This window comes from Sulfobacillus sp. TH-112 (assembly GCF_057473405.1).
This window is the reverse complement of sequence record NZ_JBYCKN010000008.1, coordinates 1-12437: the sequence shown is the minus strand read 5'-3', so window position 1 is coordinate 12437 and position 12437 is coordinate 1. Positions and strand designations below refer to the sequence as shown.

The following is a 12437-nucleotide window of genomic DNA, read 5'->3' as shown; positions in this document are numbered from 1 at the left end:
TTTTTTCAGGGCATCCCATCTATGGCTCGTCATGAAATCCGCCCACCTTTCTATCGTAGGTCTATGTGGACCCACGCAAGAGGGAGCATGGGCGGATTTTAAGTATTAAATTCCAAACCATGCTAAACTAAAGAGTAGACCACCTACAAAGGCCACTGATATGGCCCCGACAATATAACGTTTCGGAGACCACCCTAAGATACGCAAGGAGTTACCTAAAACAAAAGCGCTGGATACCAGCATGGCTGCGGCGGCAATGAGCGGTCCTGTATATCCAAACGCGGCTAGTGGCAACGCCAAGAGGTTATAGAGAAATGCCCAAATCAGATTTTGCCGTATGATGCGAGATACCATTTTTCCACGGTCGAGGGCATCCACAATATGATGCACCGAGGGGCGGGTCAGAGTCATGTGTCCGGACTCTCGGGCGATGTCGGATCCGCCTACCATAGCTACGCCTAGGTCAGCTTTTACCAACGCGGGGGAGTCATTGATGCCATCTCCAACAAAGAGCACGTGATGCCCCTGGTGTTGCTGAGTGGCAATCCACTCAGCTTTCTCTAAGGGTTTTTGACTGCCATAAAGATCTTCTCGAGGCATGTCCAAATCGAGGTGGCGTAACGTTTCGCTATGGTCCCCAGATAGGACAGCGACACGGTAGTGGCGTTTTGTAAGCTCACGAATGGTTTCGGCAGAGTCCTCTCTAAGGCTGTCGGCGATCGCCAGCCCTCCGATGACGTCACCATCCACGCGAACGATGCTCACAGTATTGCCGTGGGCATGCCATTCCTCGACCTTTCTTCTTAAATCCGCATTTAGCGACACCTCCATATCGAAGCGGATGACCTCGACATGGTGTCCGTCAATGCGAGCGGACATGCCGATACCGGGTAGAGCCTGAAAGTCTTCGCCGGCATGCAAAGAAATGTCTTCGTCAGCGGCCCTCTGTATCACGGCTCGGGCGATGGGATGTTCTGACCCAGTTTCGGCACATGCAGCCCAAAATAAGGTTTCGGACTGTGGAGGCCAGCATTCGTTGACGCGCATGCGGCCATAAGTGAGGGTGCCAGTTTTGTCGAATACGACAGTATCGATGGCAGCCAGACGCTCGATAGCATCGCCACTTTTGAGTAAAATGCCCGAGCGACTGAGACGTTCGCTACCGGCCATGACGGCAAGGGGTGTCGCGACGCTCAGCGCACAAGGACAGGCTATGACGAACACCGCGGTCATGCGTAAAAGCGCTAATCCCCAGGTCAGATGAAACACATAGTGGCTCAGTCCAAGGGTCGCTAACCCGAACAGCAACACAAAAGGAACAAAAATTCGTAAGGTACGATCGGCAAATGTTCGCCAAGGGCCGCGGGCCTCCTGAGCGGATTTGACATAGCTTTGGATTTGTTCGACAAGGGATTCTTGCGCTAAGCGCACCACTTCTGCGATCAGGCGTCCTTCATGATTGATGGTGCCGGCATAGATCATCTGTCCAGGGGACTTGTCCACGGGTAGGGATTCACCCGTCAGTACCGATTCATCCAGCGTTGATGCGCCTTGAATAATGGTAGCATCAGCCCCAATTCGGTCGCCAGGGAAAACAACAATTTGCTCGCCCGGTCGTATGTCGTCCGCGGGAACGGTTACAAGTTCTCCTGAAGAATGAAGCTTTCTCACTTGAGGAGGCTTGAGTTGAGCTAACAAGCGGTTGAGACCACCCGCTCGATTCCGGGTGCCGACCTCAAGGATTTTTGAAAATAGCAGAAACGCGATCAGCATGGAAGCGGTGTCGAAATAGAGATAACGCTTGCCTAAAATTAAGGAAAATACGCTATAAAAGTATGCTGATAGGGTGCCAATCGCAATGAGAAGGTCCATCGTGGGAATGCGATGGATAAGTGAACTCCATGCCCCACGAAGAAAGGGCCACCCTCCCCAAAAGAGGACCGGAGTGGATAGGGTCAAAAGACCATAACCCAACCAATCACGAAAAGCGGGCGGCATTGTGGGCAAGTAACCGGACCATACCGGGACACTAAACATCATGACAAACATTGCCAGCGCGAAGGAAATTCCGAATCGTCGCACCAAAAGTTGATCGCGTGACAACGTTTCCTCAGGATCGTGCTGCACGTCGTTGGCACCGTAGCCTAACGAACTAATGGTTTTTTTGAGCGACTGTGAGGAAGTGTGTGCGCCATCTATGGCAATTTCGGCGCTGCTCGATGCATAGTCGATGCGAGCGCCCAAGACGCCAGGCGACTTGACGAGGACTTGCTCGATTAAGATGGCGCACGACGCACACCACATACCATCTATCGCCAAGGTCACACTTTGAGGATGCATCGCTAAAGGGGGCGCTATTTCAGGAAGAGGGACGTTCATCGAAGTACGGACGCCTTCCCATTGCACCCCAGGTTGACTTTTTAGTTGAGCCACTTCTTCGTCGCCCAAAAGACGCCACAGTTCCCGACATCCGTGGCAGCAAAAGACATGATCATCGGCTGGAACGGGAATCAGAACAGGTTGTTCACAAAGATAACAAGCGGTGGTTAAAACAGCCATGGATTCACTCCCGGGATAATGCCGTTGACGGCAAGACCTCGCAACGCAAACAAGAGGCCAGATGCGCCAATGAGAAAGGCGGTTGCGTAGCTCGCCCATCGACCCGTGAGGCGCTTACGACCATAGAATCCAGCAAGCGCCACACTGACCATTGCAGGAATAGTACCAATACCAAACAGCAACAAGGTTAATCCTCCATGCCACCACGATCCGCTCGAGGCGGCGGTTAATAAGAGCGCAAATAGAAGCCCACATGGATGAGCTGCTAGTAATAATCCAGAAAGAAAACTGGATGTGGCCGTGCGTTGCGTGCGCAAGTTTTTCATCCATCGGCGAACCAATGGCACGTTCATCAGCGACCACCGTTCAATACGAGCGGCGCCATGTCCGGTGCGGGCCTGATCAATGGCCCAGACAATCATCAGCGCGCCTCCCAAAATGCCAGCAAATCCGTCAAAGCCCGCCGTCTTTGCGGCCAGGTTTACAAAAGATCCAATGAGACCAAAGAGAGCCCCGAGCGCTGTAAATCCAAGAATGCGTCCTCCATTGTGGAGGCCAATAAGGGCAAGGGTCTTCCTCAAGGGTTGTTCATTCTTAGGAAGAGCCAAACTGAACGCCAATACAAAAGGGCCACACATACCCGCGCAGTGTAGGAATCCTTGCAGGAGTCCCACACCCAGCGCTGCAACAAAGGCTGCGATTATGGGCTCCGCCTCCTTCTCTCTGTCAAATCCGGTCAAGCCATGTAATATCGAATAAAGTTACCTTCGACACAGGGTAGAGGGGTTCCTGCTGGACTAACACCAACTGTGCGTGGTTAGCACACTGCCAATGACCATAAGAGCCATCGCGGACGTGATGGCATATCCGAGCCACGCATGACGGTCGAGCAGTAGATACCACCCTGCGCCTGAAAGCGCCCCCATGGCATAGAGCACGACATCGGCTTCTGCCAGTAACGCACGATGCATATCAATATATACATTAAATGAGGGAACAATCCAAAAAATATCTATGCCCATACCCAAAAGAATGAATAGGGTGGCTAGGGCATTCACACGCCGACGACGTGAGGTTTCATCGAAATGGGGAAACACGATGGCGGAGATGCGCGACGCCCAGCGCTCAGTGAATGGGCCGGCGGCGACCCCTAAAAACATGCCCGCGAGTACGATCACCACGTATTCAAGGCCGTGGACATCAACACATCCTCGCACATCGGCATCTATGGCTAATTGAGCCCAGGTGTGTACGACGGCCAAGGCGAATAGTATGAGGGAAATAGTAAAATTCACCCAACTTCCCCATTTGGTCGGGGCTAATTGCTCACGGTGACGGGGTACGTTTCGGTCCACATGGTTCCTCCTGCGTGTATGGTAATGTGAAGCAACCACTGACCCGCCATCGTAGCGATGGCGGAACCAGAAAAGTTGCCTGGCTTTATTTGGTGCCAATGCATGGTTTCGGGCGGCATACTCATGTCCTTCATGGCCAGCGTTCCGCTTACCGATGCCTGTCTCGGAACCGGATTAAGGCGCAAATCGGCTGACGAGACCTTTAAAGCGGTAGTCGGAGTCGCCCATTTCAAGGTGATGGTCCATACGGCATGATGCCGCGTCGTTGGCGGTGGCAGAGCGACATTTGGAGAGGTTGTGGACCCGCATGCCGCGATCGCGGGTACGACCGCCAATGATAGCAAAAACACCCTCAAGCGCACCATATTTTCTCCCTACTTTCTTGAGCCATTATACCAATTTTGTGAGCTCGGGCGGGCGACCAAATGCGTGTCCAGTGCAGAGAGTCATGGATAGGAAAAATCTGCATAGGGATAGAGTAGCCGCGATCAGAAGGAAGAGGGGATATCTATGTCTACCCCGAGTCAAGAAGATTATTTGGAAGCCATTTGGGTGCTGACGCAGGAAAAAGGCTATGCGCGGGTAACAGACCTCGCCGAACGACTCCAGATTAGTCCGGCGTCTGCGAGTAAAATGGTCCGGCGTCTGCACGAAGTGGGATTGTTGACATATGAACGCTATCGCGGATTTAGCTTTACTTCCGAAGGAAGAAAAAAAGGACGACTATTGTATGCTCGTCATCAAATTTTGGAGCGCCTGCTGACGCACCTAGCAATGGGCACGTCCACAGAAGTGCGTCGTATTGTGGAAGGCATTGAGCACCACTTTGATGTCCATCGACTCGACCAATTAGAAAGACTAGTGGTATATATCGATGAGCATCCCGACTGGTGGGCTCTCTTTTTGACCCATCCAGACAAGGAATAGGCGCTCTCGTTATCCGAGAACGCCTTTTGGTGCCGCTTGATACGTAGCATGCGGAGGACCTTAATGGAGAGTTTGAATCACATTGATGATGACCACGACGACCATAAACAGTACATACCCACGTAATGCCCAGATTAAGATTTTGAGTCCTGGACTCAACTGTTTTAGGCCCAGCTTTTCAATGGAGGCTAACGAGGTGCGGTATTCGCTCAAAGCTTCCTCGACCAAATCCTCATTGCGAAGCCACCATTCGTTTTGCGATGGGTTCACCGATTCGACGTTTGCCATAAGTGTTGTACTCCTTTCAGGTTAGAACTTCATGTGAGGGAAGATTACTGTGATGGCGTAAAACATGCCTGCTACTGACACAAACACTCCCACCCCAATGCCGAGAATGTTCAGTAACCAATTGTTACGATGGACTCCCATAATTTCCTTGTCATTGGCTAAAATGAGGAGGAAACCAATGGCCGGTGGCATGGTAAGAACGGCCACTACATTGACAATAATCACCACCATTTCCAGTGGAAACCCGGGAATGAGAACAATCGCCCCGCTCACTGCAGCCACCAGAAGCAAAATGGCATAAAAACCGCGGGCTTGCTGAAACGGTCGATTGAGGCTATGCGCCACCCGGGTCACTTCGCCAAATGCGTAGGCGGATGAGGTGCTGATGGTGATAGCGGCGACCAGTCCAGCCTCTAAGATGCCGAGAGCAAATAGTGTCGAGCCAAATCGCCCAGCATACGGGATGAGAGCCTGAGCGAATTGTGCGGTACCGTATTGCGACGCATTCATGTGGTGAATGAATAGCGGGGCGGTTGCAATGATGGCAGCCGACGCGGTGATGGTGGCAAGGAATGCCCCAATCGCGGTATCTAGCCGCCCATGTCGAATGTCCTTGGTGGAAAGCCCTTTATCAGAGACGGCACCTTGCTGAAAGAAAAGCATCCACGGGGTAATCGTCGCTCCGATGTCGGCTAGTAAAATGATGATGGTGTTTTCGGTGATCCCCCCAGGTAACGGGCGCCAAGTGAGAAAAGAGTGGCCTACCGCTCCCCAATTGGGATGGACGAGAATAGCGACCGGAATGAAAATTAAATTGAACAAAGCAAAGGCCATGGTAATGCGCTCCCACCGCCAATAGCGCTTGGAGAGCACAGCAATGGAAATAATGCCTAGCGCTCCTACGATGGCCACGATCGGAGGGATACCAAAGAACCCTGCGCCTGCAACCACCCCTACAAACTCGGTGATGAGGGTCATGACATTGGTGGCCAAGAGATCAATCATGGCAAAATTACCCCAAAAGCGGCCAAATCGGCGATAGATGAGCTCTGCGTGGCCGGACTTGGATACGGCTCCAAGTCGTACGGTAATTTCTTGAGCCACAAAGGCGAGCACAAATGTAAAGGCCACAAAGGGGAGAAAGAAGCCGATGCCGAACTGCGATCCCGTCGCTGCATAGGATAGCATTGAGGGAGCATCATTTTCTCCCAGCATCACCAATATGCCTGGACCGATGAGTAGCCATAAAAGGGCGAAACGGTGTCGTTGACGCTTAGCACTTAACACCCGCACACGGTCCTGGGTGCGGTGCTTTTCCTCTTCATTTAAGGGCTTTGTTACCATGGTATGCATTTCCCCCTCAGACGATATTTGAGCCCGGGCTCTGTTTATTGCCCATACGCAATATCACCATATACAGGAGAGGGGGGATGGGTGATTGTCTCCGATTGACTGAGAAATAAAAAAGCCCGGTCGCATTGGCCGGGCACGTGCTAGTCGTATCAGTTGAGCTCTTACGACAATCCGAGATGGTAGCTGAGAAATGTCCAAATATCAGCTTCCTCATCAAGCCACTGTTCAACGGACTTTCCCACTCCATGTCCTGCTTGCGCGAGTACTCGCAATAAAATGGGAGACTCTCCGTGGTTGGCCGCTTGCAGCAATGCGGCCATTTTTTTCGCATGCAGCGGGTCAACTCGTCCGTCCTCTTCTGAGGTGAAGAGAAAAGTTGCCGGATATGACTCGCCCTGAACGACATGATGATAGGGTGAATAGCGATAAATCCATTGAAAGGCGTCAGCATCTTCTGGCGACCCGTATTCCTGGGTCCATAAATCGGCAATCAGGAATTTATGGAAGCGGACCATGTCGAGAAGTGGCACCCCAACGATGGCCGCCTTCGCAAGGTGGGGGTTTTGCGTAAGAAAGGTCCCGGTAAGAAGACCACCATTGCTACGCCCGCTAACACCTAAATGGTCTGAATCGGTGTATCCCTGTGCGATAAGATAGTGAGCAGCCGACTTGAAGTCATCAAACACGTTTTGTTTTTGGTCCATCATTCCGGCGCGATGCCATGATTCGCCAAATTCACTGCCGCCCCGCAAGGTCGCCAGGGCATAGACTCCGCCGCGTTCAATGAAACTGCGAATGGAGGCTGAATAGGCGGGAAGATTGGCGACCGCAAAGCCGCCGTAGCCGCTTAGAACCGTGGGGCGAGGACCATCTGGAGTCCAATCGGCGCGGTGTGCGATAAACATCGGGAACCTTGTCCCGTCATCGGATGTCACCCATTCTTGTTTTACCGTAATGTTATCATCCGGGGTGTCAGCTTGTGCCCAGAGAGCGGAGTGTAAGCTTTCCGTCACTTGCTCGATGGTCATGGGAATAGAAAACCCGGTATATCCATAATAGAGGTGGGTATCGTCTGTACTTAGCCCCACGATGCTGGCATAGTTTGGTAACGGAATGGTGCCGCTAGGGACTCCCATGGTTGTGAAGGCGGCCAGTACGGATACGGCATTGTGCAATTTGTGGATGAAGAGCCGATCGCCCACGATTGCTACATCAATAATCGGTTCTTTGTCGTCCGATACAATAATCGGAGTCATTTCTTCCCGGTCAAGGTGTAGTTCGACAATTTGTCCGCAATCGCGCTCAGCGTTGGTCAACACCAACAGCCGCTCGCCGCTAAAAAAGGGAGTCGCGGTCACCTCGCCTAAATCAAAAATTTTTCTGGGGCTGGATCCGGGTTGTGAGAGGTCGAGGTGGTAGAGGACCATACGGGTCCAACCATAGGACAGCGTAATAATCAGATGTTGTCCACTTTCAGAGAGTGTGAGCTGTGGCATGGCCCGTTTATCATCTGGGGACGAAAAGATGAGTCGATCATTCCGATAGTCCTCACCAATTTCGTGATAGAACACGCGAGAGAGATAGAATTCATCGCCTGTGGGAACCTCTCCCGGCTGAGGATAGCGTGTATAGTAAAAGCCTTTGGATTCAGGAGCAAAAGCAATCGACGAATAGCGCGCACGGGGGATACGATCAGCCAGTGTTGTCTGAGTAGCGAGGTCGTATATGTGGAGAGTGGACCACTCATTGCCATGTTCTGAGAGACCATAGAGAACATATCGGCCATCATGGGAGGTGTCCGCCCAGTCCACATTCATCGGTTCCCCTGATCCCAGTTGGTTGGGATCGGCGACAATATAGGTGTGGTCATGTCGCTCCGCATAGAGTACAGCATGTTTTTGATTGGGATCACGACGCTGAAAGATGACGGTTTCCCCTCGACCGTGCGGCAATCCTAAGTCAGGAATGGCACGCAGTTGTTTTAATCGTTGGCGCAATTGGTCGCGCCCAGGGTAGGTTGCAATGACCGACTGAGTAAAGGTCATTTGGGATTGGGTCCAATTTTGGGTCTCCTGGCTGGTTCCATCCTCAAGCCAGCGATAGGGGTCGATGATGGTATGGCCAAAAATTTCTTCCGTGATGGGTAGCTTAGGCGTCTTGGGATAGTTCATTGGGACCTCCTGAGTAGGTGGAATTTGCCGCACGCTCTACGGCATTCACAATATGTTGATAGCCAGTACATCGGCAAAGGTTTCCGGATAGACCGACGCGAATTTCCTCGCGCGTCGGATGGGGATTTTGGCGTAACAAGTGTACCGCGGTCATAAGAAATCCTGGAGTGCAAAAACCGCATTGCAGAGCATGTTCCGCATAAAAGGCTTCTTGTATCGGATGCAAGCTGTCCTCTGTAGCCAGACCTTCGACCGTAATGATATCGCTTTCATCACAGCTTACCGCAAATGTGAGGCAGGAACGCACGGGTCGACCGTTCATTAGGACCGTGCACGCCCCACAGACCCCGTGTTCACATCCCAGGTGGGTGCCTTTTAACTGCAACTCTTCACGCAGTACATCGGCTAAGAGCCAACGTGGCTCGACTGTGAGATTGTAGGGTTCACCATTTACAGTGATTGTTATTTTATCCAATCCATCGCCTCCTGAGGGTTCAAGTTAAGGGTTGACACAGGTCCGAAAGAGGTCGTTCAAGAGATGGTCGGCGAGACTTCGACGATACTCTGCACTTGCATGTAAATCATCGACAGGGTTCAGTTCTTGAGCCACTTTTTGAGCGATTCGTCGAGCTATCTCGTCGCTGTATACTTCGCCCAAAAACGTTTGTTCTAGTTCTCGATTGCGCCAAGGAATATCCGCCACACCGCCAATCGCAATGCTCAAGTGGGACAGATGTTGTTCCTGATCGAGACTTATCGATAGAGCGGCGATGACGAGAGCAAAGTCGCCATGGCGGATGGCGTATTCCTTAATGTGCGCGGACGCAGAGGGGTTCTTAGGTATGCGAATTGCGGTTAAAAGCTCATTCGGCATGAGACCGGTTATGAAGTAACTGAGGAAAAACGCCTCAGCCGGGATGGCGCGGATTCCGTCTACAGATTCTACAATGAATTCAAAGTCCAGTAAACGGGCCAGAACAGGAAGTTCGGCTGCGGGATCGGCATGCGCTAAACTTCCCCCTATGGTTCCTCTCGTGCGGATGGCGGCGTGGGCAATGAGACGCTCTGCCTCGACGATAACCGGGCAATGGGCTTCAATGAGCGGACTTTCTTCAAGTTCCCAATGACGTGTTAGTGCCCCAACGACCAAATGGGACGGATCGTCGTGTATTTGGCCCAGTGCAGGTATCTGGTTTATATCGATGAGCACATCAGGATGGGCTAGGCGCATGTTCATCATAGGAATTAGACTTTGCCCTCCGGCCAATATTTTGGCGTTAGGGTATTGGTTCAGTTGGTGGAGTGCTTCATCAACTGTTGCCGGACGATAGTAGCTGAAGGGTGCTGGCTTCACCGGCGGTCACCTCCTTTTAGCTCCTGGAGCGATTGATATAACCGTCCCGGGGTAATGGGAGCCACATTTAACTTCAAGTGCAGATCACGAAAGGCGTCTTCAACCGCAGATAGGATTAGCGCTTGCGAGGGGATGATGCCCGCTTCCCCCACCCCTTTGTAACCACCGGGATTACTGGGAGCAGCATGATTTTGGTGATAGATTTCAATGTCAGGACTTTCATTGGCCCCTGGGAGTCGATAATCGAGGAATGATGTGGTGAGTGGTTGGCCGTCTGGGCTGTATACCATTTCTTCATATAGCGCAGTTCCCAATCCCTGCACCGTCCCTCCGATCACTTGGCCGTTAGCCAATAACGGATTAATAATCGTCCCGCCATCGTGCACGATAACATAGCGTTCGATGCGAATATCGCAGGTGTTCGGATCGACGTTGACGATAATCGCATGACATCCGAACCCATACGTCGGGGTTTGCGATGTGAAGGAATCTTCATAGGCGAGTGGTTCAAGATGATCCATCTCGCGATGACGTGCCAGGTCCGCCCAACTTAACGATAGACTGGGGACCCCTTCGACGAAGAAACGGCCGCTTTGACAAAGGATGTCATCGACATGAGCTTCTAACAGATCGGCGGCCCGAGCCTTTGCCTTCTTGAGAAACCCCTCACTACTGATGCGGGCAGCATTGCCCGCCATGATCATGGTGCGGCTACCAAAGGTTCCAATACCCTTATCTATTTGACCGGTGTCACCTTCGACGACCGTAATCTGGTCCAAGGGAAGGTCAAGCGCCTCAGCAGCAACTTGAGCGAGACTGGTGCGATGTCCCTGGCCTTGACCAGTGGCTCCTGTAGTCAGCAAGATACCACCATCGGGTTGCAATGTGAGCCGCACATTTTCAAATCCGAATCCAGCCGAAATCTCCACATAGTTGGCGATCCCTAATCCCAGCCGCTGGCCTTTGTGTAGACTCTCCTCTTGGCGACGGCGAAACGTCTCAGTGTCAATTCTCTCTATCGCTTCGGAAAAGGCGATGGGGAAGTTCCCGGAATCGTAGATCATATCGGGAATGCCTACAGTATAGGGGAGATCGTCGGCCCGGACGAGATTCTTTTCGCGGATGGCGATGCGATCGAGGCCGAGGGCATCCGCTGCCCGGTCTAACATTCGTTCAATGACATAGTGTCCTTGAGGGCGACCAGCCCCCCGATATGGGGCTTGCGGCACTTTATTGGTCATGACTGCATACCCGTGAATTTCTATGTTCGGGATGCGATACGGTCCAGGAATGTTGCGCGCGGTGGTGCGGGACACGAGCACGCCCCCTCCAGGGTATGCCCCGTTATCTTGATAATAGGTATCACTGATACCGACAATGGTGCCATCATGCATCAATCCTAATTCCACATCATGAATCTGTTCGCGCTCCTGATAGGTACTGAGAAATTCTTCAAAACGGTCTCCATTCCATTTTATTGCCCTTTGATAATGGTGAGCGAAAAAGCATACTAAGGCTTCTTCGGGATAGGAGCCGTTTTTCACACCAAATCCTCCGCCAACATCAGGTGCGATGACATGCACTTGAGATTTCTCAAGCTGGAGTAATTGCGCGATACGTTCTTGTGCGCGATGCACTGACTGGGTGGAATGGTATACCAAAAGCCCACCCGTGTTCGGATCAAACTGGGCCGCAATGCCTCTTGGCTCCATGGGCTGCGCGGACACTCGACCCATCTTCAGCGTGGCGCGTATGACATGATCGGCGTGGGCTAGAGCGGCCTTTCCGTCGCCGCTTTGATATTCCACGGTATCGAGGATATTGCTGCCAAATTCGGGATGAAGTTTTGTGGCGCTGGATACCGCATCCTCCGCTTGCGTGAGTACTGGCAATGGCTCGTAGGAGATTTCGACGCGTTCAATCGCATCTTCAGCGAGGTAACGATTGTCCGCCAAAATGGCGACAATGGGTTCGCCGACATATCGTACCCGCTGATCGGCGAGCGGAGTGGGCGCAATCGGCTCCATTCCTGGTATGGGTTGTTTTAGCCGCTCGAACGATTCGGCAGTGAGAACGGCATGCACTCCCACAAGCTCTTTGGCTTTATCGAGACGAATGCTTTTAATCAGCGCATGTGGATGGGGGGAGCGTACCAGGGCCATCGTCCACTGGTTATCAAACTCGATGTCGCTCACATAGCGTCCTTGTCCACGAATGAGGAAAAGATCTTCTGCGCGAGGTACAGGACGACCAATCCAATGATTTTCAGATCCGGGCATGAGACCACCTCACTTTCGGTTTCCTCTCCATTATAGCGGGAGGCGAGAAACGAGAGATGGGGGATTCTGCAAAAAACGTGTCAATGTTCGAAGTTATGGGTAGGAGGTGATACAAAATGGCGGAGTTGCTCACTCCCGTGCGAATGCTTCT

The 12437-nt window shown here is 52.2% G+C and carries 11 protein-coding genes; 1 reads left to right on the top strand and 10 read right to left on the bottom strand.

Annotation, left to right across the window (positions count from 1 at the left end; all coding sequences use genetic code 11):
- Nucleotides 1-105 precede the first annotated feature (105 nt).
- The 4 genes from ACOJWD_RS00565 to ACOJWD_RS00550 form a co-directional block, all read right to left on the bottom strand.
- Nucleotides 106-2559, bottom strand: a complete 2454-nt coding sequence (locus tag ACOJWD_RS00565) for a heavy metal translocating P-type ATPase (protein ID WP_486991268.1) — start codon at nucleotides 2557-2559, stop codon at nucleotides 106-108.
- Nucleotides 2547-3233: a sulfite exporter TauE/SafE family protein gene (locus ACOJWD_RS00560; RefSeq protein ID WP_486991269.1), complete on the bottom strand. Its 687-nt coding sequence runs from the start codon at nucleotides 3231-3233 to the stop codon at nucleotides 2547-2549. The genes ACOJWD_RS00565 and ACOJWD_RS00560 overlap by 13 nt, the downstream gene beginning before the upstream one ends.
- 123 nt (nucleotides 3234-3356) lie before the next feature.
- Nucleotides 3357-3914 carry a hypothetical protein gene (locus ACOJWD_RS00555; RefSeq protein WP_486991267.1) on the bottom strand — a complete coding sequence of 186 codons (558 nt, stop codon included), beginning with the start codon at nucleotides 3912-3914 and terminating at the stop codon, nucleotides 3357-3359.
- On the bottom strand, nucleotides 3878-4279 hold the full coding sequence (locus tag ACOJWD_RS00550; RefSeq protein ID WP_486991266.1) for a hypothetical protein: 402 nt from the start codon (nucleotides 4277-4279) through the stop codon (nucleotides 3878-3880). The genes ACOJWD_RS00555 and ACOJWD_RS00550 overlap by 37 nt, the downstream gene beginning before the upstream one ends.
- A 145-nt stretch (nucleotides 4280-4424) precedes the next feature.
- Between ACOJWD_RS00550 and ACOJWD_RS00545 the strand changes: the two genes are divergently transcribed.
- Nucleotides 4425-4841, top strand: coding sequence for an iron dependent repressor, metal binding and dimerization domain protein (locus ACOJWD_RS00545; RefSeq protein ID WP_486991265.1), 417 nt, complete (start codon nucleotides 4425-4427; stop codon nucleotides 4839-4841).
- Between the two features lie 60 nt (nucleotides 4842-4901).
- Here the strand turns inward: ACOJWD_RS00545 and ACOJWD_RS00540 are convergent, their stop codons facing one another.
- The 6 genes from ACOJWD_RS00540 to ACOJWD_RS00515 form a co-directional block, all read right to left on the bottom strand.
- The gene (locus tag ACOJWD_RS00540; protein WP_486991264.1) at nucleotides 4902-5129 is read right to left on the bottom strand and encodes a hypothetical protein; all 228 of its coding nucleotides are present in this window, start codon (nucleotides 5127-5129) and stop codon (nucleotides 4902-4904) included.
- 21 nt (nucleotides 5130-5150) lie between these two features.
- Nucleotides 5151-6473: an NRAMP family divalent metal transporter gene (locus ACOJWD_RS00535; RefSeq protein ID WP_486991263.1), complete on the bottom strand. Its 1323-nt coding sequence runs from the start codon at nucleotides 6471-6473 to the stop codon at nucleotides 5151-5153.
- Between the two features lie 170 nt (nucleotides 6474-6643).
- A complete protein-coding gene (locus ACOJWD_RS00530) occupies nucleotides 6644-8653 on the bottom strand; it encodes a prolyl oligopeptidase family serine peptidase (RefSeq protein WP_486991262.1) in 2010 nt (669 codons plus the stop codon).
- Nucleotides 8631-9128 carry a (2Fe-2S)-binding protein gene (locus ACOJWD_RS00525; RefSeq protein ID WP_486991261.1) on the bottom strand — a complete coding sequence of 166 codons (498 nt, stop codon included), beginning with the start codon at nucleotides 9126-9128 and terminating at the stop codon, nucleotides 8631-8633. The genes ACOJWD_RS00530 and ACOJWD_RS00525 overlap by 23 nt, the downstream gene beginning before the upstream one ends.
- 24 nt (nucleotides 9129-9152) lie before the next feature.
- Nucleotides 9153-10007, bottom strand: a complete 855-nt coding sequence (locus tag ACOJWD_RS00520) for an FAD binding domain-containing protein (RefSeq protein ID WP_486991260.1) — start codon at nucleotides 10005-10007, stop codon at nucleotides 9153-9155.
- Complete coding sequence (locus ACOJWD_RS00515; RefSeq protein WP_486991259.1) at nucleotides 10004-12286, bottom strand: xanthine dehydrogenase family protein molybdopterin-binding subunit; 2283 nt, start codon at nucleotides 12284-12286, stop codon at nucleotides 10004-10006. The genes ACOJWD_RS00520 and ACOJWD_RS00515 overlap by 4 nt, the downstream gene beginning before the upstream one ends.
- Between the last annotated feature and the right edge of the window lie 151 nt (nucleotides 12287-12437).